General features: G+C 39.6%; 26 protein-coding genes. 9 read left to right on the top strand and 17 right to left on the bottom strand.

Annotated elements, in window-relative coordinates; translation table 11 throughout:
* Window position 1 precedes the first annotated feature (1 nt).
* The 7 genes from ABS301_RS21460 to ABS301_RS21490 all read left to right on the top strand — a co-directional run bounded on the left by ABS301_RS21460 (window position 2) and on the right by ABS301_RS21490 (window position 6902).
* Complete coding sequence (locus ABS301_RS21460; protein ID WP_349674150.1) at window positions 2–862, top strand: Cof-type HAD-IIB family hydrolase; 861 nt, start codon at window positions 2–4, stop codon at window positions 860–862.
* Between the two features lie 246 nt (window positions 863–1108).
* The gene (locus tag ABS301_RS21465) at window positions 1109–2641 is read left to right on the top strand and encodes an LCP family protein (protein WP_349674151.1); all 1533 of its coding nucleotides are present in this window, start codon (window positions 1109–1111) and stop codon (window positions 2639–2641) included.
* Window positions 2642–2812: 171 nt separating this feature from the next.
* A complete protein-coding gene (locus tag ABS301_RS21470; RefSeq protein ID WP_349674152.1) occupies window positions 2813–3430 on the top strand; it encodes a YHYH domain-containing protein in 618 nt (205 codons plus the stop codon).
* Window positions 3431–3557: 127 nt separating this feature from the next.
* Window positions 3558–4031 carry a hypothetical protein gene (locus tag ABS301_RS21475; RefSeq protein ID WP_349674153.1) on the top strand — a complete coding sequence of 158 codons (474 nt, stop codon included), beginning with the start codon at window positions 3558–3560 and terminating at the stop codon, window positions 4029–4031.
* A 256-nt stretch (window positions 4032–4287) separates the two neighbouring features.
* On the top strand, window positions 4288–4701 hold the full coding sequence (locus tag ABS301_RS21480) for a VOC family protein (RefSeq protein ID WP_349674154.1): 414 nt from the start codon (window positions 4288–4290) through the stop codon (window positions 4699–4701).
* Between the two features lie 43 nt (window positions 4702–4744).
* Entirely contained in the window at window positions 4745–5347 is a 603-nt protein-coding gene (locus ABS301_RS21485) for a histidine phosphatase family protein (protein WP_349674155.1), read from the top strand.
* A 499-nt stretch (window positions 5348–5846) separates the two neighbouring features.
* Window positions 5847–6902, top strand: a complete 1056-nt coding sequence (locus tag ABS301_RS21490) for a tyrosine-type recombinase/integrase (RefSeq protein WP_349674156.1) — start codon at window positions 5847–5849, stop codon at window positions 6900–6902.
* A 171-nt stretch (window positions 6903–7073) separates the two neighbouring features.
* Here ABS301_RS21490 and yneA read toward each other — a convergent pair whose 3' ends face one another.
* Window positions 7074–7376: a cell division suppressor protein YneA gene (gene yneA / locus ABS301_RS21495; protein WP_349674157.1), complete on the bottom strand. Its 303-nt coding sequence runs from the start codon at window positions 7374–7376 to the stop codon at window positions 7074–7076.
* A gap of 171 nt (window positions 7377–7547) precedes the next feature.
* On the opposite strand from yneA, the gene lexA reads away from it, so the two are divergent.
* Window positions 7548–8168 (top strand): transcriptional repressor LexA, encoded by a 621-nt coding sequence (gene lexA, locus ABS301_RS21500; RefSeq protein ID WP_349674158.1) that lies wholly within the window; start codon window positions 7548–7550, stop codon window positions 8166–8168.
* Window positions 8169–8281: 113 nt separating this feature from the next.
* Here lexA and rsfS read toward each other — a convergent pair whose 3' ends face one another.
* The 8 genes from rsfS to rplU form a co-directional block, all read right to left on the bottom strand.
* Window positions 8282–8641, bottom strand: a complete 360-nt coding sequence (rsfS, locus tag ABS301_RS21505; protein ID WP_104436274.1) for a ribosome silencing factor — start codon at window positions 8639–8641, stop codon at window positions 8282–8284.
* Window positions 8638–9234, bottom strand: coding sequence for a bis(5'-nucleosyl)-tetraphosphatase (symmetrical) YqeK (yqeK, locus tag ABS301_RS21510; RefSeq protein WP_349674159.1), 597 nt, complete (start codon window positions 9232–9234; stop codon window positions 8638–8640). Before yqeK ends, rsfS begins: the two co-directional genes overlap by 4 nt.
* A complete protein-coding gene (gene nadD / locus ABS301_RS21515) occupies window positions 9231–9851 on the bottom strand; it encodes a nicotinate-nucleotide adenylyltransferase (RefSeq protein ID WP_349674160.1) in 621 nt (206 codons plus the stop codon). The genes yqeK and nadD overlap by 4 nt, the downstream gene beginning before the upstream one ends.
* Window positions 9852–9885: 34 nt before the next feature.
* Window positions 9886–10182: a ribosome assembly RNA-binding protein YhbY gene (yhbY, locus tag ABS301_RS21520; RefSeq protein WP_104436271.1), complete on the bottom strand. Its 297-nt coding sequence runs from the start codon at window positions 10180–10182 to the stop codon at window positions 9886–9888.
* Between the two features lie 13 nt (window positions 10183–10195).
* Entirely contained in the window at window positions 10196–11479 is a 1284-nt protein-coding gene (gene obgE, locus ABS301_RS21525) for a GTPase ObgE (protein WP_349674161.1), read from the bottom strand.
* 116 nt (window positions 11480–11595) lie between these two features.
* Complete coding sequence (rpmA, locus tag ABS301_RS21530; RefSeq protein WP_104436269.1) at window positions 11596–11886, bottom strand: 50S ribosomal protein L27; 291 nt, start codon at window positions 11884–11886, stop codon at window positions 11596–11598.
* A 3-nt stretch (window positions 11887–11889) separates the two neighbouring features.
* The gene (locus ABS301_RS21535; protein WP_349674162.1) at window positions 11890–12228 is read right to left on the bottom strand and encodes a ribosomal-processing cysteine protease Prp; all 339 of its coding nucleotides are present in this window, start codon (window positions 12226–12228) and stop codon (window positions 11890–11892) included.
* Between the two features lies 1 nt (window position 12229).
* Complete coding sequence (gene rplU, locus ABS301_RS21540) at window positions 12230–12538, bottom strand: 50S ribosomal protein L21 (RefSeq protein ID WP_025233053.1); 309 nt, start codon at window positions 12536–12538, stop codon at window positions 12230–12232.
* 230 nt (window positions 12539–12768) lie between these two features.
* On the opposite strand from rplU, the gene ABS301_RS21545 reads away from it, so the two are divergent.
* Window positions 12769–13965 carry an MFS transporter gene (locus tag ABS301_RS21545; RefSeq protein ID WP_349674163.1) on the top strand — a complete coding sequence of 399 codons (1197 nt, stop codon included), beginning with the start codon at window positions 12769–12771 and terminating at the stop codon, window positions 13963–13965.
* Between the two features lie 57 nt (window positions 13966–14022).
* Here the strand turns inward: ABS301_RS21545 and ABS301_RS21550 are convergent, their stop codons facing one another.
* The 8 genes from ABS301_RS21550 to ABS301_RS21585 form a co-directional block, all read right to left on the bottom strand.
* The gene (locus ABS301_RS21550; protein ID WP_349674164.1) at window positions 14023–15465 is read right to left on the bottom strand and encodes a TrkH family potassium uptake protein; all 1443 of its coding nucleotides are present in this window, start codon (window positions 15463–15465) and stop codon (window positions 14023–14025) included.
* 17 nt (window positions 15466–15482) lie between these two features.
* Window positions 15483–16838, bottom strand: a complete 1356-nt coding sequence (gene trkA / locus ABS301_RS21555) for a Trk system potassium transporter TrkA (protein WP_349674165.1) — start codon at window positions 16836–16838, stop codon at window positions 15483–15485.
* Window positions 16835–18034, bottom strand: a complete 1200-nt coding sequence (locus ABS301_RS21560) for a ribonuclease E/G (RefSeq protein WP_349674166.1) — start codon at window positions 18032–18034, stop codon at window positions 16835–16837. Before ABS301_RS21560 ends, trkA begins: the two co-directional genes overlap by 4 nt.
* Window positions 18027–18737, bottom strand: a complete 711-nt coding sequence (locus tag ABS301_RS21565) for a TIGR03936 family radical SAM-associated protein (protein ID WP_349674167.1) — start codon at window positions 18735–18737, stop codon at window positions 18027–18029. Before ABS301_RS21565 ends, ABS301_RS21560 begins: the two co-directional genes overlap by 8 nt.
* A complete protein-coding gene (locus ABS301_RS21570; protein ID WP_349674168.1) occupies window positions 18721–20586 on the bottom strand; it encodes a TIGR03960 family B12-binding radical SAM protein in 1866 nt (621 codons plus the stop codon). The genes ABS301_RS21565 and ABS301_RS21570 overlap by 17 nt, the downstream gene beginning before the upstream one ends.
* Before the next feature lie 237 nt (window positions 20587–20823).
* A complete protein-coding gene (locus ABS301_RS21575; RefSeq protein WP_349674169.1) occupies window positions 20824–21624 on the bottom strand; it encodes a hypothetical protein in 801 nt (266 codons plus the stop codon).
* The gene (locus ABS301_RS21580; RefSeq protein ID WP_349674170.1) at window positions 21618–22316 is read right to left on the bottom strand and encodes an ABC transporter ATP-binding protein; all 699 of its coding nucleotides are present in this window, start codon (window positions 22314–22316) and stop codon (window positions 21618–21620) included. The genes ABS301_RS21575 and ABS301_RS21580 overlap by 7 nt, the downstream gene beginning before the upstream one ends.
* 29 nt (window positions 22317–22345) lie before the next feature.
* The gene (locus ABS301_RS21585) at window positions 22346–22705 is read right to left on the bottom strand and encodes a GntR family transcriptional regulator (RefSeq protein ID WP_349674171.1); all 360 of its coding nucleotides are present in this window, start codon (window positions 22703–22705) and stop codon (window positions 22346–22348) included.
* Window positions 22706–22744 lie beyond the last annotated feature (39 nt).

Raw genomic sequence — 22744 nt, forward strand, 5'->3', positions numbered from 1 at the left:
TATGATACGATTAGTAGCCTCCGATATGGATGGAACATTGTTAAACCGTTATGGTAAAATTTCTTTAAAAAACCAGGCTGCTGTTCATGCATTGAACAGAAGAAATATTGGTTTCGTAGTCTGCACAGGGCGAAATTATGCAGATGCTTATGCGCCTTTGGAGGAAGCGGGAATATCCTGTGACATCATTTGCATGAATGGCGCTGCTGTTTACAACAGTATGGGGGAACAAATCCGCAAGCAGACGTTATTTAAAAATCAGGTTAGCCGGATTCTCACCATATGCCGGCCATTTTCCGTGCTTTACGATTTTATGACGGATGAGGGCAGTTATACCACCTCAAGTCTGGAGGAATTTAAGGAAAGCTTTGAGAACAAAATATTTCTTTCCATGGTTTCCGATGAACATACCTTCGAAACCATTGTGAAACGCTTTCAGTTTGTTTCGGAAGAGGCTTTGCTTCAATCTGATACTGATATTTACAAGATGTCCATTGTACATGAAGACCCTCAGATTCTTTCCTATATCCGTTCCTGCCTGGAGAAGGAAGAAGGAATATCCGTTGCCTCTTCAGCCGCTACTAATCTTGAAATAACACACTTCTATGCTCAAAAAGGAAATGCACTGCTTGAATACGCAATTAATAATAAAATTCATCCCAGGGAAATCCTTGCCATGGGGGATAGTGAAAATGATTTATCCATGCTCGTTCTTCCGCTGGGTTACACCGTTGCCATGGAAAATGGGTCTGAGAAAATCAGGAAAAGTGCACGGCTCATTACCAGATCCAATGAAGAGGATGGAGTAGCAGCAGCAATTGAAGCGCTGGTTTTGTCGGATGCAGCTTTAGCAACTGGTTAATAATCTATTATCATTCCTATAATTATCTGATATCATATCTGAATCCTCATCTTTTCCCTTTTATTCTACCGTTCAAACTCATTTCTGAACATTCAATTTCTTCTTCACCCCGGTTTTATCCGGATCTTTTGAAAGATTATTGATTGACCGATAAAATTAAGAGAAAAGCAAGAAATAAGAGTTGAATTTCTGTTAGAATATGTGGGGTTGTCTAAGACAACATGGGAAAGGATTGAGGACAGAGTCATGGATCATGAGGATGAATTAGATCGAATGAGGGCCCGGAAGAGAAGAAGCGATAACGGCAGAATGCGTGAGAAGCCTATACAACATACACCGGAAAGAAAAAGTCAGGCACAGGAGCCAATTCAGGCTTCCCATGGTGACAGAACTTACTACAGTACTGGCGACGGCCGGAATCCGCGGGCCAGATACAGTAGTGGTCAGCAAACCAGTGCAAACCACAAAAAGAAAAAAAAGCATCATAAGAAGCACAAATTTATAGTTAAATTAGTTATCATTGCAGCGTTGCTGATTGCAGGAATATTTCTTTTTAAACAGAATACCCATCAGAAGGGTTATTGGACAATTGCCGTTTTCGGTGTGGACTCCAGAGATGGAAACTTAGACAAAGGCGCCTTGTCGGATGTGGAGATGCTTTGCAATATTAATAAGGAAACTGGTGAAATTAAGCTGTTGTCTGTTTACCGTGATACCTATTTAAAGATCAACAGCAAAGGCACTTATCATAAAATCAATGAAGCATATTTTAAGGGCGGGCACAAGCAAGCCATGGAAGCCCTCAACGAGAATCTGGATTTAAATATTGACGATTATGCAACCTTTAACTGGAAGTCTGTAGCAGATGCCATTAATATTCTTGGAGGAATTGATCTGGAAATCACAGACTCAGAATTTGCTTACATAAACGGTTTCATCACAGAAACAGTAAATTCCACGGGAGTTGGTTCCCACCAGCTGAAACATGCCGGAATGAATCATTTAGATGGTGTACAGGCAGTTGCTTACGCAAGACTGCGTCTGATGGATACTGATTTTAACCGAACCGAACGTCAGAGAAAAGTTGTAAATCTGGCCATGGAAAAAGCAAAAAATGCAGATTTTGCCACCAGAAAAACACTGGTAGCAACAGTTTTCCCGCAGATTTCCACCAGTGTGGGTATGAATGATATTCTGTCAATTGCAAAAGGCATCAGCAAATATCACATAGGTGAAACTGCCGGCTTCCCATTTTCACGTACTACCATGAAAGTTGGAAAAATGGACTGTGTAATAGCAACCACCCTGGAGAGCAACGTAGTGCAGTTGCATCAGTTCCTCTATGGTCAGGAAAACTATGCTCCATCCTCCACAGTAAAGAAAATTAGTGCATCGATTTCAAAAGAAACCGGACTCACAGAACCTGGTAAAAATACCCCGACAGGAGGCAGCTCCAGCGGCAAAAAAGGAAAGAAACAAACGGAAGCTGCTGTAGAGACAGCTCCGGCACAGACAGAGGCTGTTGTTGAAACGACTGAGGAAGCAAAAGAGACGGTAAAGGAAACAACGGTACCAGAGACGAAAGAGCAGGAGAGTGGGAAAGCACCAACTAATGAAGACGGAAGTCTGATCGGGCCTGGAGCAGAAGTTCCTGATGCAAAAGAAGAAACAAAGAAAGAGGAAACAACAAAAGAAACGAAAAAGCCAGTCAGCTCAGATAAAACTACAGAGGAAGAAGCACCCACGGAATCAGAGACAAATGCAGGTCCAGGGGCATAAATATAGTTAATTTTATAGATTATATAATAAAAAATGACAAAACGTCAAAATGCCAAAATAAAAGGCTGACGTTTTGTCATTTTTTATTTATGCAAATAATATTACCAAATATTTGTAATTTATTTTGCCGTATGATATATTTAAAGAAAATAGTTAAGGGGGAAGTATAATATGAGTACAGAGAAAAAAATTACCAATAGAAACTCCGGAATAAAGTTAAAAAAAGGGAAGAAAATCGCATTATTTCTGGCTGCATTCCTAATTCTTGGTTGTACGCAAACAAAATACGGAAATAACGTAATAACCGCCCAGGCGCATTCCGGAAGGACAGATTCGCAGGGAGGGCATCATGACAACAAAAACAAAAGTGGTTTAGGCAGTTACCATTACCATCATGGGTATTCTGCTCATCTCCATCCAGGCGGAGTATGTCCGTATGATAATAATAGCAACAGTAATGCTTCATCGACTAAGCCGAATTCTTCTGCACCTGAGACAAAGTCCGAAGCAGTATTAAAAGCGGAAGATTATAAATTGATATTTGAATCCACGTATTATTATAATAATAATCCTGATATTCAGACCACAGTTGGAAGCAACGGACAAAAGTTATTGGAGCACTTTGTAAACAATGGCATGGCAGAGGGGAGGAAAGGCTGCAGTACCTTTGATGTAAAGGTTTATAAAGATAATAATTCGGATTTGGCAGCTTTATATGGAGATGATTTGAAGAAATATTACGAACATTATATGAATTGTGGGTACAATGAGCAGCGTGTGGCCTATTAATGGCGACAAAGCAGCGGCGAAGAGTTAAAAAGTGCCTAATAGTGGGAATATCTATTCATATTTATTGGAAAATTATTGTAATGAAGGATTTATTATGATATTATGGTAAAAAAAGGAGGTTTAATGTATGAAGGGGTTTATTAGAGCTATATTTGCAACAATTATTCTTGCTGGTATGATGATTATTCCTGCAAGTGCAGCAGAAGACCAGGCTGTTAACTGGGGAGATGAAAGATATCAGATCATGGTACCAGGTTTTATTGAGACAAGAGACATGATAATTAACGATCAGAACACAACGGTAATTGTTATTCAGAAACCAGAAGAGAGCAGTAAGTATCGGTATCAATTTTTTGATGTAGTAACAACTGATGCAAATGCAAGTTATATTATTTCATTTGTCTATAATATGAAACAAGAAGTTGTAGGTGATTATGTGACTGATCTTGAGAATGGTCGTACCAGCTTCATTCCATATTTATATGAAGATTTTGACGAATTATCCAAAGAACCTATTTATTGTAAGATTTCATTTACCGGAATTGGTGATAAAGCAATTTATGATTTTCCAATATGGGTCGTGTTTGAAGATAAGAAATAAATTTTTATAAATTTTGGGGCGGGACTATCGGTAAAGTAGAGAAATCTATGATAACGAATAGTCCTGTTTTTATATTCTGAAGCAGGGAGACACATCATATGGTAATAAGTTCCATTATGATGCAGTGATTCCCCATCAGTTCTTACAATCGCACCCTTATTTGTGCACCCTGATTGCTTTGTTCTTGCATAAATAGTAGGATAAAGTTAAAATATGTTTAAATGAATTTCTTATTTAAAGATAAAGGAGTATCTATATGAAATTTATACAGAAATTATGCTTTTCTGGAGAGACAGAGGAAGCCTTGGAGGAATACAAGAAAGCCTTTGGTTGTACGATAAGGAATCTGTTACATTATTCCGATGCTGTAAAAAACGGCTGGGAACGGTCAGATGAAGCAAAGGAATCATTAGTGTATCATTCCGAGATTATGTTTGGAGAACAGGAGGTAAGGATGAATGATCTATCCGATGAAGCTGAAGTGGAACTTACCAGGAAAGTGATTCATATTATCGGGTTTGAGACAGTAGAAGAAGTTGAAAAGGCCTTTTCAGTACTTAGTGATGGGGGTGAGATAATAAGGCCACTTGAAAGGCCACCATACATGTTAATAATTGGTACTGTAAAGGATCGCTTTGGAGTTAAATGGGAACTGATGTGTGACTTTTAAGTGTGGAATTTCAACGGATTATTTGCGAAAGGAGAGTTGAAGAATGAAGGTTTACGTAGTCAGACATGGGGATAAAGCAGAAGGTGATTATTTTAACGAATATCTTAAGCATCAGGATGAGCCGTTAAGCGAATCAGGTGAAGCAAAAGCAGAAATGTTATGTACTTATTTTAAAGATATAAATATTTCCCAAATTTATACCAGTGAATATCTGCGTACAAAGCAGACTGCAAAATATGTGGCCGAATTGAAGCGTATAACTCCCAAAGAGGATAGGCGGCTGAATGAAATAGACAATGGTGCAATTGAATCTATCAGTGATGATGAGATTAAAAAGCAATATCCTGAGTTTTGGACAGACTTTTTCAGTTATTCTAAAGATGTTAGATTTCCAGATGGTGAAACCGGTGAAGAGGTTAAGGCACGGCAAAAAGAATTATTTGATGAGATACTTAAATATGGACAGGATGTATTGTTGTTCAGCCATGAGGGCTATATCAGGTTATTAGCTTGTCATATACTTGGGATACCTGTATATAAAAGAAATCAATTCAAATTAGATTTTTGTGGCATTATGGAGCTTTATTATGACGTCGAAAATAAACTTTGGAAGATCATTAGATTGAATCAAATAGTTGAGGTTTAGTAGCAAGTTTTCATTATGTCATTGGACTATGATAATGCCAATATGGTATTACTGATAGTATCTTATGGAAAAACGACAAAACAGCAGTAATTTATTTTTTCGGTCATACTACAGTTATAATGGAAAGACAACAAAACAGCAGTACAAACAATCGGTAATGTAAATGTAAAAAATGTTGGAATTATGATATAATAGTATGTGACTGATCCAACTATTCGCGAAAGTCTAGTTTAACGAATAGTTATACGGAAATCAATATAATTCATATATACAATTAATACATGCCAATGTAAAGCTTCAATTCCTATATTATCTTATTTACCACATCACTGCATTTGCATTACTGCTGTCATACGTTTTCAACTGTAAATCCGGTCTATATGTTATAATGGCTATATTCAGATTTTATAGGATTTGCTTGTTTCTACATAAACTCTGTGAAAACAAAATTAAGATCTTATTTAATGAACAATAAGTAAATAATACAAGAGGTGATTTCATGAAAGCTACACTCTCCTACCATCAGCAAAAAGATATTGAAAATGTAAAGCATCTGCGTGAGCTGATCAAAGAGCTTCCTCGTTTCTGCGGTGATTTCTTTCGTGGCATTGAACCGCGTACATCTTCACGCACCAGAATCGCCTATGCTTACGATTTAAAGGTTTTTTTTGACTTCCTGCAAAAGGAAAATCCAGTTATTGGCAAGATTGAAATGAAAGAAATTCCATTGGATTTTTTGAATACCCTCAGGGTTGTTGATATAGAGGAATATATGGAGTATTTAAAATACCGATTTAACGATAGAAATCAGGAAGTAACCAATAAAGAACGGGGTATCATGCGGAAAATCTCCTCCTTGAAAAGCTTCTATAATTATTATTACCGCAATGAACGACTTCAAAACAATCCAGCAGCCTTAATTCAGCTGCCCAAGCTGCATGAGAAAGAAATTATACGTTTGGATGTTGATGAGGTTGCTCTATTGCTTGATGAAGTAGAAAAAGGTGAGTCTTTAACAGAGAAACAAAAGGCCTATCACGAAAAAACCAAGGTTCGGGATTTGGCGCTATTAACACTTTTACTTGGTACTGGAATTCGGGTATCAGAATGTGTAGGCCTGGATCTTAATGATATTGATTTTAAAAATGGAGGAATCCGGATACATAGAAAAGGTGGAAAAGAAGTTACAGTTTACTTCGGATCTGAAGTAGAGGATGCTCTCCTGGATTACCTGGAAGAACGTAATCAGATGATCCCTGAAGGTGGTAGTGAAAATGCCCTTTTCCTCTCCATGCAGAAAAAGAGAATTGCCGTACGCAGCGTTGAAAATCTTGTAAAGAAATATTCCAGGCTGGTTACTCCTTTAAAAAAGATTACTCCTCATAAGCTTCGCAGTACCTATGGTACCGCACTTTACAAAGAAACTGGTGATATCTATCTGGTGGCGGATGTCCTGGGACATTCAGATGTAAATACTACAAAGAAACATTATGCTGCATTGGAAGACGAACGTCGCCGCAGTGCAAGAAATAAAGTGAAATTGCGGGAAGAATAAATAAAAGCAAATAGAAACTAAAATTACACCGCCCACCACTGCCCCCTTATAGAATGGCAGAGATGGGCGGTGTGCTATTTTTAACTGATGATGCACTCTCGCACCATGAAAAGTATCACATTAATTCAAGTAATCCTTTAATCGGAAATACCGGATCGGTACAGAGCCAGGTTAGTGTTCCTGGCTCTGTACAAAATACGCTACCGTCAGATACTGGCCGGAATGAATGGTATCTTCCCTTAATCTGTTCATACTTCTTAATTCCTGTACATATTGGGCAGTGGACATTCCGCTGTTCTCCACATACTGATCTGCAATGCTCCAGAGACTGTCTCCGTTCTTAATCTCTATACTGGTATAATACTTCTCTATCAGCGGTGTTCCCACCTCTCCGGCCAATGAATTCATAAGGGAATGTCCGCAAAAATAAGCTCCCAGCATGACTGCCAGGGTTAACATGATCAACTGTTTCATATTATGCATACCTCCTCAAATGTAAGAACATATGTTCCTATTTCTGGATTTATCATATCACTAAGAACGTATGTTTGTCAATCTGTTTTGCATTTTTTCGAACAAAGGTTTGCATTTTTACCGAACATATGTTACTATAGTTTTAATGAATAGGAATGAGGAGGCTGTGTTATGGCGCAAGAAAAGATTACACCCAAACAGCAGGAAATTTTAGAATATATAAAAGAGACTATTTTGAGGAAGGGATATCCGCCTGCAGTCAGGGAGATCTGTGAAGCGGTTCATCTTAAATCCACTTCTTCTGTACACTCTCATCTGGAAACACTTGAGGAAAAAGGATATATAAGAAGGGATCCGACCAAACCCCGTACCATTGAGATTATTGATGACTGTTTTAACCTTACCCGCCGGGAAGTTGTGAACGTTCCCATACTTGGAACGGTTGCTGCCGGACAGCCTTTATATGCAGAAGAGAATATTGAAAATTACTATCCCATTCCCTCTGATCTCTTGCCCAATGCAGAGACTTTCATGTTAAAGGTAAGAGGCAATTCCATGATCAATTCAGGTATATTAGAAGGGGATCAGATTATTGTGGAGCACTGTTCCACTGCCCAGAATGGTGAGATCGTTGTAGCACTGGTAGATGATTCCGCTACGGTAAAGCGCTTTTTTAAAGAGAACGGACATTATCGTCTTCAGCCTGAGAATGATACTATGGATCCTATTATAGTCGATCATGTGGAGATTCTTGGAAAAGTAATTGGTTTGTTCCGTTTAGGGATTCACTAAGAAGTAATTAGGCTTAAAGTTAACATAATTATTTTATGTAAACCTTAGGCCTAAAAAAAAACGGCTCACAATATTTGTTAAGCCGTTGATTTTTAATTTAATTATATTCAGATCTATTTTACATCTAAATCTTCCACTGAGATTGTCTTTCCATCTCTCCAGATTCGTTCCAGATCATAGAAAAGACGGTTCTCTTTATCAAAAACATGCACGATGATATCGCCATAGTCCATGAGAATCCAATTGGCAGTCTGATATCCTTCTACCTGCTTGCATACATATCCCTTTTTACCCAGTTCCTCTTCCACGTTGTCTACCATTGCCTGTACCTGGTTTGAGTTAGTACCGCTGGCAATAATAAAGTAATCAGCAAGAACTGATACGTTACGAATGTCAATGACGCTGACATCCTCACCTTTTTTATCCGATAAAGCTGCATAAGCTGTTTTTACCATATCCATGGATTGATTCATCTTGTTTCTCCCTTCTTTTCATTGTGAACCTGTTTATAATAAGCATATGCCTGGTTAGAAACAGAATCCACAAAACTTCCTTTGCTTTCCAGATATTCAAGAGTATTCTTAAGAATCTGATAAACACATTCATCCAAATCTGTAAATGCAAGAGAACGAATATGAAGCAGATCAGGCGCACGCTCCCGCCTGGGTTCAATATAATCTGCCGTAAAAACGATTTTTTCAAGCAGGGACATTTGGGGTCTTCCTGTTGTATGCCACCGAATGGCATTTAAAACCTCCTGGTCAGTTACATTATATTTATTCTCCGCCAGCCATGCCCCGTATTTGGCATGAAGCACGACTGGGGCCTTAAGTTCATCATCAGTTAGTTGAATATCCTGTTTTCTGCACTTTTTAATGATTTCTTCGTTTCCGTAATGCTTTGCACAATCGTGAAGCAGACCTGCAAGCTCTGCCTGATCTAAATTACAACTGTATCGCATGGCCAATGCGGTACAGATAAAAGATACACTTAATGTGTGTTCAAATCTTAAAGGGTTCAATTTTTCCTTTAAATCATTTCTCAATTCCATTATAACATCTATCATGCTTTATCCTTCTCCTGATACAAGCCTTGATCTTTAATATATGTCAGTACCTTAGGGGGTACATACTCTGAAACAGAAAGACCGCCTGCAATTCGTTCCCGCAGCATGGCGGAGGAAATATCCATCTCTTTACAATGAAGAATACGGATATCTGCCTTGTACCTGGTGTCCAGGTAGGCAATCTGCTGTTCCATGGAAAGGTGCGCATCTTCATATTCCCGCCGCGCGGCTAATATCACGGCTTGAGACAGAACCTGATCCGGTTCATACCAGTTTTCAATTTCATAAAGCGAATCAGCTCCAATGATAAAAAAGTATTGATGCTGTGGATAAGCTTCCCGCAGCAATCTTAAGGTCTGAGCGGTATAGGTACTTCCGTTTCTTCTGACCTCGAAATCAGAGCAGACCAGACCGGTTTTACCCTCAATAGCAAGTTGTGTCATCGTAAGGCGGATGTCTGGATCGGTTATTTTCTGATTTTTTTTGTGAGGTGGATGCCCGGATGGCATAAACCATACCTCATCCAGCTGGTATTCTTTATAAGCCTGTTCTCCAAGCATCAGATGACCATTGTGGATCGGATCGAATGTTCCGCCCATAATCCCTATATTACCCATAATTATCGACTCCCTGGCCTAATGATAAGACCTGTTATTTAGGAAGAGCAATTTTTCTCTTTGTTTCGTCTTTTGCCTGTTTATAAAGGACGATCTTTCTTCCAATGACCTGAACTACTTCAGAACGTGTCCGTTCAGACAAAATAGAAGCAATACTGTTACCATCATCGGCACAATTTTTTAAAATGGTTATTTTAATTAATTCTCTTGCTTCTAAAGCCTCTGCGATCGCGTTTGTGATCTCAGGAGTCAGGCTGGATTTGCCAATCTGAAAGATTGGATCTATATTCATCGCTAATCCTTTTAAATAGGATCTCTGCTTACTTGTCATATTATTCTCCTTGTTACTTGTAATAGTCAAATTCAAGACCATACATGCGGACCGTATCGCCTTCCTGAATGCCGGCATTTTCCAATTCTTCCAATATACCGTTTTCTTTTAAGAACTTCTGGAAGAAAGTAAAGCCCTTTTCTGATTCCAGATTTGTATAACCGAGCATCTTTTCAATACGGGGACCTTCTACCACATAAACTCCGTCTTCCGTTACTTCTACTGAATAAGGCAGCAATATGCCTGACAGACTCTTTAAGTCGAATTCTTTTTCGAAGATCAAAGGACTTAAATTAACGGTTTTAAGCAGTTCATATACTGCATAGAGCAGCTCTTTAACGCCCTGGCCGCTAACTGCAGAGATCGGGTAAACTTTAATGCCCTGAGGTTCAAATTCAGCTTTCAGTTTATCGATAGGACTCTCACCATCTTCATAAATGGCATCGATTTTGTTGGCAGCTATAATTTGAGGCCGCTTTATTAATTCAGGATTATAGGCTTCCAGTTCTTTATTAATGGCTTTGATATCGGCAACGGGATCACGTCCTTCTGTGGAAGCAGCATCTACAACGTGAACCAGTACTCTTGTCCGCTCAATATGGCGAAGGAAATCATGTCCAAGTCCTACTCCTTCAGAAGCACCCTCAATCAGACCGGGAATATCTGCCATGACAAAACCTTTTCCTCCATCAATATCAACCACACCCAGATGAGGATTTAAAGTGGTAAAATGATAGTTGGCAATTTTAGGTCTTGCATTGCTGACACGTGATAAAAGAGTAGATTTTCCTACATTGGGAAATCCTACAAGCCCTACATCGGCGATTACTTTTAATTCCATCTGCACCCAGAGTTCCTGAGAAAGCTGTCCAGGCTGTGCATATTTGGGTGCCTGCATGGTAGGGGTTGCAAAGTTCATATTGCCCTGTCCGCCTCTGCCGCCTTTTAAAATAACTTCACGGCGATTATCTCCTGACATATCAGCAATCACTTTTCCGGATTCAAAATCCTTTAAAACAGTTCCTTCCGGTACTTTTATGATTAAGTCGCCGCCGTCTTTTCCGTGACACCGGCGCTTTCCGCCTGGTTCTCCGTCCTGTGCAGTATACTTGTGAATGTGTCTGAAGTCACTTAATGTATTAAGTCCCTCATCCACTTCAAAAATAATATTACCGCCCCGGCCGCCATCACCGCCGTCAGGACCGCCGCAGGGAACATAAAGTTCTCTCCGGAAGCTGACATGACCATCGCCGCCCTTTCCGGATCTTATATATATTTTTGCTCTATCGGCAAACATTCATTCACCTGTTTCCTTTCTTGTGATAAAAAAACGGAATCCCATTATTCTATGTTCAGATTAATGGGCGTATCGTAAAAAACGGCTCCATACGTCAAGGTATGAAGCCGGTCCAATTATTCGTTAATTGCTTTTGGATAAACAGAAACCTGCTTTTTGTCTCTGCCTTTTCTCTCGAATTTCACAACGCCATCCACTAAAGCGAATAATGTATCATCACCGCCGCGGCCTACGTTGATGCCTGGATGAATGTGAGTTCCACGCTGTCTGTAAAGAATGTTGCCAGCTAATACGAACTGTCCATCAGCTCTTTTGGCACCTAATCTCTTAGACTCGGAATCTCTGCCGTTCTTTGTAGAACCAACACCCTTTTTATGAGCGAAAAATTGAAGGTTCATCTTTAACATCACTTACACCTCCTTAAATCGGATTTTAATATATGGTTCTCCATATTCTTCCTCAATATCCTGTAATCCGAATATCAGAGAATTCATAAGGAGCTGCGACCCGGAACTTATGTCAGAGGTAAACCGAAACTGAAAAGATCCTGTCTTTTCTTCCTGGTTTACTTCGAAAGAATCCTCTGTGAATTGCTCCACACTGTTGGCCATATTAAAAGTCAGTGCTGAAACAGCGGAACAGACAAGCTCTTGTCCATCCTGATGATCATCAGCTAACCCTGCATGTCCTAACATATCAATTCCTGTATAACGTTGTTCTGAATCAACAAATACGGTTACTCTTATCATATTAAGCGTTGATCTTTTCGATCTTAACCTGAGTATAAGACTGTCTGTGACCATTCTTCTTATGGTATCCAGATTTTCTCTTATACTTGTAAACAATAACTTTTTTAGCTTTGCCTTCTTTAACAACTGTACCTGTTACGGTAGCACCTGCTACTGTCGGGCAGCCTACTGCTAATTCACCATTGTTTACAACAAGAACCTGGTCAAATGTGACAGCTTCACCAGCGTCAACACCAAGCTTTTCAACTTTAATGATATCGCCTTCCGCTACTTTGTACTGCTTACCACCTGTTGCAATAATCGCGTACATATGGCACCTCCTATTATCATTACTCGCCAACTATGGTGCTCTGAATAATCAGAAACTTTTTAACCTCATTGTGCGGCATACTGTATAAATATAGCATTCCTTAACGGTTATGTCAATAATTTTTTCTGGAAATTTATTAGAAAAAACGGGGGTTTTACGACTTCTCCTTGTATTTTTCCATTTCTCTTAGTATAATGGTCAATGTTTGATAATAAAAGGGGGTAATACCAATGAAATCAGATCCAAGAAATTCAATATTTATCCGTTGCTGCTACGGATATGCTGTCAGCGGTATGGCTGTTTTAGTAATAGGAGCCATACTTCCATCCATTATTAAAGAAGCTGGAATCAGTTTTCTTGCAGCTGGAGGACTATTATCAGTCATGGCAATCGGCAACCTTTCATCCAGCTTTATTTTTCCTGTTATGGTACCAATTATGGGAAAAAAGAGGGCTATTACTCTGGTTACACTTTTTGTGCCGTCGTCTCTCCTGGTTTTAAGTCTTTTGCCTCCTCTTCCAGTCATGTACGCAGTTATGCTGCTCTACGGCTTTACCAGGGGATGCATTACAATTTTAAACAATGCGGCAGTCAATGATATTTACGGAGATTCTGCCACAGGAAAGCTTAACATTCTTCATTGTACGTTTGCAATCGGTGCATTTCTCGCTCCTTTAATTACGGCAATGATGATGAAACTGGGATTTGGATGGCGAGTGACACTCTATATGATTGTAGTTCTTACTATTATATCCGCAATTTCATATGGAACCATGAATTATGATTTAATAAACCAGGCTCAGAAAGAAATCGAAGAAAGGAAGAGCAGAACGAAAAGTACAGTGGCTGGAAACAAAGGATTTCTTCGTTCCTTTGCATTTTACTGCATTGCCTTTATTTTGTTCTTTTATCTTGGAGTAGAAAATTGCATTAATGGGTGGTTTGTCACTTATCTTCAGAATACAGGTGTTATGAGCGCTGAATTTGCCACAACTCTCGTTTCACTAACCTGGCTTGTTATTATGGGTGGACGATTACTGTGTGCCGCCTTGTCTAAGAAAGTACATAGAAGCACGATATTACTGATTAACTCCATTGGCAGTGCTATCTGCTTTTTTATATTAATCAAAGTTAACAGCTTACCTCTGGTTACAGCTTCTCTCCTTGGACTTGGTTTCTTTCTTTCCGGTATTTATCCTACCTGTATCGCCAATGCCGGACCTCTGATTCAGGGTTCTACCCTGGGAATGTCTCTTCTCACAGCAATATCTGCGATGGGAGGAATCATAACGCCTCAGCTTGTAGGCGGTGTGGCTGACCGTGTGGGAATCGTTGCGGCAATCAGCATCCTGGTTTTTAACGTGATATTTGTAATAGTTCTTTCGGCAGTTAATTTTAAGATCTGGCACCAGAAAAAGAAAGCCTGATTTCTGCTTTTATAAAATTGCTAAGCCCCCGGAGTTTTCTCCGGGGGCTTTTTCTACTTAGCTCTTCTTCCATGTAGATGGTGCAAATAAAAGAAGCATAGGGAATATCTCCAGTCGTCCTGCCAGCATATCAAACATCATGACATACTTGGACAACGGTGAAAACAGGGAAAAGTTTTTGGCGGGACCGGCACCTGCCAATCCTGGGCCGATATTATTAAAAGTAGCCGCAATCGCAGTGAAATTTGTGGTAAAGTCAAAATTATCCAGACTGACAATTAATACTGAGAAGATAAAAATAACGATATAGGCACCAAGAAACGTATTAATTGATCTCATTACCTGATGCTCTACCGGTTTGCCCTCCAGCTTTAAAACTTTTACGCTTCTTGGGTGAATGAGAGAATCCAGTTCTTTTTTAACAGCTTTTAATAATACAACAACTCTTGATACTTTAATACCTCCACCCGTACTGCCGGCACAGGCTCCGATAAACATCAGTACTACCAGAATTCCCTTGGAAAATTCAGGCCATAAATCAAAATCAACCGTGGAGTAACCGGTGGTTGTAATAATGGAAGCTACCTGGAATGCAGCATGATGGAATGCAGCAAAGACACTTCCAAATCCCCGGTGAATGTTGATTGTAATTAACAATATGGAGACGCCGATGATCCCTAAATAAGCTCTCGCCTCTTCACTGAATAAGGCATCTTTGGGGTGACGCGTTAAAAAAAGATAATATACATTAAAATTCACACCGAAAAGAATCATAAATACGGTGACAATACCCTGTAAATAGTAGCTGTCATAGAATGCCATACTATTATTTTTAATACCAAATCCACCAGTACCGGCTGTACCAAAACTGATCGTGAGAGAGTCAAACAATGACATTCCGCCAATCATAAGCAGTACTACTTCCAGCGCTGTCATAAACAGGTAAATACCATATAGAATCTTAGCAGTAGTCCTGACTCTTGGGACCAGTTTACCAACGGAGGGACCCGGGCTTTCTGCTTTCATAATATACATATTGTACCCACCGGCCAGAGGCAGAATGGATAAAATAAATACGAGAACTCCCATTCCTCCGATCCAGTGGGTGAAACTGCGCCAGAAGAGCATACATTTGGAAAGTGATTCCACATCAGGGAGAATGCTTGCACCAGTTGTAGTAAAACCAGAGATTACCTCAAACATGGCATCCTCAAATACTGGAATTTCTTTACTGAAATAAAATGGAAGCGCCCCAAAGAAACTGAGAACGATCCAGCTTAATGCCACTGAGACAAAACCTTCTTTTGCAAAAAACACCATATTGGACGGTTTCTTGCGGGTACATAAGAATCCGATTCCTCCACACACTGAAGCTACTGCAAGGAACCAGATGCCGCTTGTCTCTTTGTAAATTAATGCGACCACACAGGGGGGAAGCATAAATACTGCTTCAATGTTTAAGATCCAACCCAAAACATAAATGATAATTTTTTTATTCATTACTCTATCGCCTTTTCCTACCTTAGTATATCTTTCAAATCATTCAGTCCGGTTACCGTTGTAACAACGATGACCCTGTCCCCCTCTTCTAAGGTATCCTTTCCGCGTGGACTGATAAAACGTCCTTTGCGCATAATATAAGCTACCAGAAGATTATCTTTTAGTTCCAGTTTCTCCAGTGGAATTCCTACAATGCAGGGCTCATTCACCACTTTAAATTCCAACGCTTCCGCCCGGTCCGCTACAATTTTATAAAGTGTTTCCACATTGCTTCCCATGGAATTCTGCATGGCGCGGACATACTGTAAAATGGTTTCAGCAGTAATCAGCTTGGGATAAATAATACTTCCCAGGTTCATGGAATCTATGACATTTTCAAATGCAATCCTGTTTATTTTAGTAATCAGCTTTGCTTTCGACTGGCTGGCTGCATAAAGGGACAGCATTATATTTTCTTCATCAAAGCCAGTGAGAGATGCGAATGCATCGATCTGGCCAACCCCCTCCTGCAAAAGCAGTTCCTGGTCAGATGCGTCACCATTAATTACCATGGCTCTTGGAAGTAATTCACTGAGTTCGTTACAGCGTTCTGCATTCTGCTCCAGAATCTTCACTTTAATTTTTGTGTTTTCCAGCATTTTAGCTACGTAATAAGTAATTTTGCCTCCGCCTACCAGCATGGCTGTTTTAATAACATTGTTGTCAATTCCAACCTGTTTAAAGAATTCATTGGATTCGACAGGAGATGCAATGAAAGATATCTTATCTCCTGCACTAATTATGGAGTCTCCTCCTGGTATAATGACCTCTGCATTGTGCTCAATGGCACAGATCAGGACATTGCACTTAAGTCTTACCAGAACATCCCTGACTTTCATATTATTAAGAACAGAATGATCAGGAACAATGAATTTTAAGATTTCTTTTTTCCCTTTTGCAAATGTATCAATCTTAATTGCAGAAGGGAAACGCAGCAGTCTTGCAATTTCCATGGCAGCCGCCATTTCAGGATTAATCGCCAGGGAAAGGCCTAATTCTTCACGAATGTAGCCGATTTGGGAATCATATTCAGGGTTTCGGATTCTGGCAATTGTATGGCAGTTACCTGCTTTTTTTGCAATCAGGCAGCACAGCATATTCAGTTCGTCTGAATTAGTTGTTGCTATTAGAAGATCTGTATCTTCGATCCCTGCATCCATCTGTACCTTATTTACTGCACCGTTTCCAACGACACCCATGACATCGATTCTCTCCGAAATGGAATTTACCACACCGGCATTTTTATCGATAATGACGATATCATGATGTTCTTTGTTTAACTGTTCTGCCAGGGTTGTCCCAACTTTACCACAACCCACTATTATGATTTTCATAATGAAATCTTCTCCTTCATCTGTAACGCCTGCTCGCAAAGGGGCTTTCTTATTTTTTTTCTTGTAAGTTCAACCAGATTTAATTTGGTTATTTCAACAACTGTGGTTTTAACGGGATCTCTTGAGACGATTTCCTCAAGTCGCTTTAAAAGGAACTTTTTATCTTCTTCCCGTTCCATATCAATAAAGTCTATCACAATAATACCTGATAAATTTCTAAGTCTGATCTGGTGTCCGATTTCCTCGGCAGCTTCCAGATTGATTTTCATGATGGTTTCACGAAGTGCCTTTTTACCTGAATATTTACCGGTATTTACATCAATCACCACTAAAGCTTCTGTGGGTTCAATGACTAAATATCCTCCGGACTTCATCCAGACCTTTTTTCCAAGGGCTTCACTCATGGTTTTTTCAATCCGGTACAGCTTTTTAAGAGGAAGCAGTGAATCTTCATAATAAGTCAGCAAATGGAGATCTTCCTGCTGGTGTTCACTTAAATATTCTTTTATTGCGTCATAAATATCCTGCTCATCGGTTACCACCGACTCCAGAGATGACTGAAAGCTGTCACGCAGACCACTTAAATAGGAGGGCGCGGAACCGTATAGCAGGCTGTAGCAGGTCCTGTGTCCGGCATGAGTAAGGATATCAGATAAACGTCCTTTTAACAGTTGGAGTTCCTCTTTTAAGGAATCCATGGGAGCGCTGTAAGCATTGGTTCTGACAATGATACCCCAATCCTCTTTTTCACCTTCCAGATAGTCCTTCATTTGCAGCTTCCAGCCTGAATCCTGGATTTTGGCTGAAAAACCGATCTGCTTTTTTCCTGAAGTGAGAACAAAGTATCTGCCGGTAATATTTAAATTACCTGTAAGAACCGGAGCTTTCGTCTTTACCGCATCCCGCTCCACCTGAACAACTATTTCATCTCCCTGGCGGAGTTTCCCGTCAAACATATGGCCGTCGGCAAAATGAACAGATGAGTCACCAAGACTTAAATAACCCATCTGCCCGTTCCCAATGTCCACAAATGCAGCATTGATATTTTTCACAATGTTATTTACTTTGCCAATATAGATATTTCCTAAGAAAGAATGGCTTTCTTCTGGCTCAATATCAATTTGCAGGGTTTCCTTCCCTGACTGTAAAAGAGTGATAATACACCCATTCCATCTGGTAATGATCAATTTATTCAACGGATTCTCCTATGAGACCCAGAGGGACAAGAACAGGATTTGCTTCATCACCTGTATTCCCGTAAACTTCTTCTCTCTGGATACAAAATGCAAACTCAGGACTGGCTTCCCCTCTCCACCGGTCATAAGCTTCCATTACCAGTTCGGGTTTTAAATTATCTGCACTTCCTGCTGATATTTTCATAAAAATTTTATTGTCGGATACAGAAAGCTGGTAGATGTAATTTTTTAAATCTACTTCTCTCTCTCCCTTTTTTGATTTTTTCACAATCATTATATGATCCTGATTGATAAACTTAAGAAGACCCTCAAAAAATCCTTTTATATCTTCTGGCTCTTTTCCTTCCCGGAATGTGACTGTGTAGTCAGCGGCAGCAACCAGAGACATGGCATTTTTTGCATTATCATTTAACAGGTGGCATTCAGTAACACAAATACCTTCTGCCATCACATCATTTAACTGTTTCATCAGGGTGTCACAGTCTGTCATGGAGTGAACCTCTATATCCATGTATTCCCCATTGCTGGTAAGACCGACTCCAAGAGGTGCTGCAAATGACATGACCTGATGAGGACTGAAACCTTCGCTGTATTTAATTTCCACGTCCGCTCTTCGCATTGCTTTCTGGAAATAACGCATTACGTCGAGATGACCAATAAATTTAACTGGACCCTGTTTGGTGAATTTAATTCTGATTTTCATAGCAGACACCTCCTTTAAAACTCATGGCACCACAGCCTATACACTGCATGCGGCAGTTGGGGGTGACTTTCTCTCCAATGGCATTTTGCCATTCTCTCTTTAAAAACTCCTTGGAGACTCCGGCATTGATAAAGTCCCAGGGGAATGTTTCATCCAAGCTTCTTTCTCTTATGGTATAGAAATCAGAATCCAGCCCGCAGGTTTCAAAGGCTTTCATCCATACATCATTTTTAAAGTGCTCAGACCATGAATCATAGAGCGCACCATTTTTATAAACCTCTTCAATGAGAGCTGATATCTTTCTGTCACCTCTTGCAAGAACACCTTCCAGAACAGTTAAATCAGCCTCGTGATAGTTGTACTTTAAGCTCTTCTGATTCAGCATGGTGCGGAATTTATCTTTCACAAGATAAGCTTTCTGTAAAAACTCATCCTTGGTGCTCATTCTTGCCCACTGAAAAGGTGTGAATGGCTTTGGTACAAAGAAAGAAGAACTGGCAATAACCTGTACTTTTCCGTTTCGCTGATCCTTGGGGATCTCATAATAAACTTCCGCCACTTTTTCCGAAAGTTCAGCGATTCCTTCCATATCTTCTACGGTTTCTGTAGGAAGCCCAAGCATGAAATAAAGCTTAACCCGGTTCCAGCCGCCCTGGAATGCTTCGCCTGCACCCTTTAAAATGATTTCTTCGGTCAGTCCTTTGTTGATTACATCACGAAGTCTCTGAGAGCCAGCTTCCGGTGCAAAGGTAAGACTGCTCTTACGGATATCCTGAACTTTACTCATAACATCCAGTGAAAAAGCATCAATTCGAAGAGACGGAAGGGAAACATTCACGCCTTTCCCCTTGAATTCATCAATGAGGAACGTAACGATTCCTTCCAGTTCACTGTAATCGCTGGAGCTTAAGGAACTTAAGGAAATTTCTTCGTGACCAGTATTCTTTAGCAGCTTATATGCATAATCTTTTAAATACTCAAGGCTGTGTTCCCGCATTGGCCGGTAAACGTTGCCTGCCTGACAGAAGCGGCAGCCACGGATGCAGCCTCTTTGAATCTCCAGAACAACACGGTCCTGAGTTGCTTTTATAAATGGAACAACCGGTTTTTCAATGTAGGTAGCATCATCCATATGAACAACCAGCTGTTTCGTTACGGTTGCCTTTGCATGGGGATTGTTGGGAGTCATGCTTTTGATCGTACCATCCTCATGGTAGAATACATCATAAAAAGAAGGAACATAGATTCCTTCGATCTCAGCTGCCATCTCAAGAAATTCTCTCCGGCTTCCGCCCTTTTTCTTGTTCTCTTTGTAGCGGTCCATCAGTTCAAAATAAACGGTTTCTCCCTCTCCAATATAGAACATATCGAAAAACTCCGCAAGAGGCTCAGGATTATAGGCACAGGGACCCCCACCGATAATAATCGGATCGCTCTCCTGTCTTTCGCTGGCATGAAGGGGAATCTGACCAAGATCAAGGATCTGCAGAATATTTGTATAACACATTTCATATTGAAGTGTGATTCCAATAAAGTCAAATTCCTTAATAGGATCCTGTGATTCCAATGCAAAAAGAGGGATCTTTTTTTCTCTCATGATCTTATCTAAATCAGTCCATGGAGAAAAAATACGTTCACAGTAGATATCCTCTCTTCTGTTAAACATATCATATAAAATCTGCATTCCAAGATGAGACATTCCAATTTCATAAACATCCGGGAAACACATACCAAAACGGATGTCTACAGTATCAGTGTCCTTTCTTACCATATTGACTTCATTCCCAATATATCGGGCAGGCTTTTCAATACTTAATAGTATTTCATCAGATAAAGCTAATTTTCTCATATTTATTCCTTTTTTGAATTGTGCCAGATGCACATTATTATTAATTCTGTGTGATTGGATCGTATGTGTAAAAACGGAAAAATATCAGCAATCACCACAAAGTTTAATTATAAAATACTTTATAGGATTAAGCAACACTATTTGCTAAAACTGCAGAATTTGGAACAAAATCTGACATTCTGCGCCATATCTGCCAGAAAGAAGGCGTTGATTCCCAATAAGAATCAACGCCCATTACTATTCCAGATTAAGTTTTTTCTTGAAAATATAATCGGTAATCCCAAAAAGGATTATCTGCGTAAATACAGCGAGGAGGATGGTTACTGGGAAAAAGAAATTCACAAAAAAGGATAGCATGGAGTTTGCCGAATCACTGACCCTGTCACCATAAAAACCAACCGGTACCATTAAGATAACACTTATAATCTGTGAAACAACCTGGATAATAAAAAATCCGATTATGGAACCTAATATTTTATTCTTGCTGATTACCTGACCGATTGCGATGGAAGCATAGTAAATCAGAGGTGCCGTAAATATCCCCAGTATTACTATAAAAATAATTTCTATGATAAGCAGGGCCATCAGTGAACTGTTTACTGTGGAATTAAAATAGAACCAGGCATATGAAAGTTTATCGATTAACAGGGATAAACGATCTGGTGTGAAAAACATACCGAATATTGAGATAAATATAACAAGCCAACTGCTGACGGTCCATATACTTGCCACAGTCAGCTTCGACAATATGTGGCTTTCCGAAGAAACCGGGAGAGTATGCATTAAATACCCTTCGTCAGTTACCATGCTTTTATAAAAACGATAAATAATCAGCAGTATACTTGCACTGGCAACCATAATCAGGGAAGCTACATATACAAAAACAATAACAGTAGGGATAAATTGTAAAATCTTAGGGTAATTTCCGATCCAGAGTGTAAATCTGGTAATTGGCGTCAGCACAATTGCAATTAAAAACAAGGGTAGAAAATAGCGCGCAGTTGCCTTTAGTTCGTGTTTAATTAATTTTCCTAACATTTATATACCTCCCTGAAATATGCATCAACAGATTTGCCTTCTTTCATACGGATATCATCCACTGATGATTGAAGGTTGATGCTTCCATTTTGAATGAAAATCACTTCATCCAGTACATTTTCAACATCTGCAATCAGATGAGTAGAAATGAGGACGGTTGAATTTTCATTATAATTGCTTATAATGGTATCCAGAATATAATCTCTGGAGGCAGGGTCTACACCGCCGATTGGCTCATCCAGAACATATAAGTCAGCATTGCGGCTCATAACAAGAATTAGCTGTACTTTCTCTTTTGTGCCTTTGGACATTGTCTTTAAAGAATCATTGGGATTAATATGAAGTTTTTCCAACATGTCAAAGGCACGCTTTTTATCAAAATTATAATAAAAATCTTCAAAGAAATTTAGCAGATCTTTCACTTTCATCCAATTGTTTAAGTAAGTCTTATCCGGCAGATAGGACACTACTTTTTTTGTCTCTGTTCCGGGTGCTGTGCCATTGATTAAAAGCTGGCCCTTTGATGGAACCAGTAACCCGTTAATAAGCTTGATTAATGTGGTTTTTCCACTTCCGTTGGGTCCTAACAGACCTATAATTTTACCTCTTTCTAATGTCAGATTAATGTCTGATAAAGCAGTTACATTGCCATAGCGTTTGCTTAAGGCACTGCATTCAAGTAATGGATTCATACTGATTACCTCCCATATATGAATATGATTTACTGTACCGATTCGAGGATAAACGTTTTGACCTCTTCGTCGCTAAAACCCAGTTTTTTTAATTGTTCCATAAAGTTTTCCAGCTGTTCTCTTGCCAGATCCAGCTTCATTTTCTGTATCATTGATTGATCCTCCGTAATAAAACGCCCACTGGTACGATTGGTAACCAGCAAACCACTATGCTCCAGTTCCGAAAGTGCTTTTTGCATTGTATTGGGATTAACGGAAGCTTCAGCGGCTAAATCCCGGACACTTGGAAGCCTGGAACCAGTTTCGTATTCTCCGGAAATGATCCGGAAATGAATCTGCTCGATTAATTGAATATAAATAGGGCGGTCATTCTTAAGTTCCCATGACATTCTTTATTCCTCCTCACATCATATTGTATTACTGTACTA

Source organism: Lacrimispora sp. (assembly GCF_031982545.1).
Taxonomy (GTDB): domain Bacteria; phylum Bacillota; class Clostridia; order Lachnospirales; family Lachnospiraceae; genus Lacrimispora.